Annotated in this window: 1 pseudogene; it reads right to left on the bottom strand. The window is 63.0% G+C overall.

Annotated elements, in window-relative coordinates:
- A pseudogene (locus PU724_RS33965) lies at positions 1-397 on the bottom strand (hypothetical protein); the annotation flags it as partial.

The following is a 397-nucleotide window of genomic DNA, read 5'->3' as shown; positions in this document are numbered from 1 at the left end:
ATCTGGATTGTCCCTCTGCAGCTCCTGCGCCAGCAGCTCGTAGTCTCTCTGGATGTGCCGATCCCCCAGCCATTGCGTGGCGTCGAGCGCCAGCCCGCTGCGGTCGTGAGACGAGGCTTGCGGATCGCGCGCCTTAACCTGAGCGTCGGAGGCTGTACCTGGAGGCGGGGCATAATGGGCATCATCACGCAGCTCGGCCGGTGTGGACGGCAAGTCGACCAGGGAGTCAAGACCGCGGTAGATGCCAGACGAGCGAGCCGACGTGGATTTCGGCGTTGGCCACATAGTCGCGTCAAAATCAGACGGAATCTGCGGCGACCAATTCGAGCCGGAGCCGGCAGGTTCCCGCCGCTCAGCTTGGTCCACCTCCTGCCAAAGTTGCGACTGATCGTAACTT

The sequence above is a fragment of the Mesorhizobium abyssinicae genome (assembly GCF_049887195.1).
In the GTDB taxonomy this organism is placed as follows: Bacteria; Pseudomonadota; Alphaproteobacteria; order Rhizobiales; family Rhizobiaceae; genus Mesorhizobium; species Mesorhizobium abyssinicae.
Note: the sequence above shows the minus strand (reverse complement) of the source record. Positions and strands in the feature narration are given on the sequence as shown.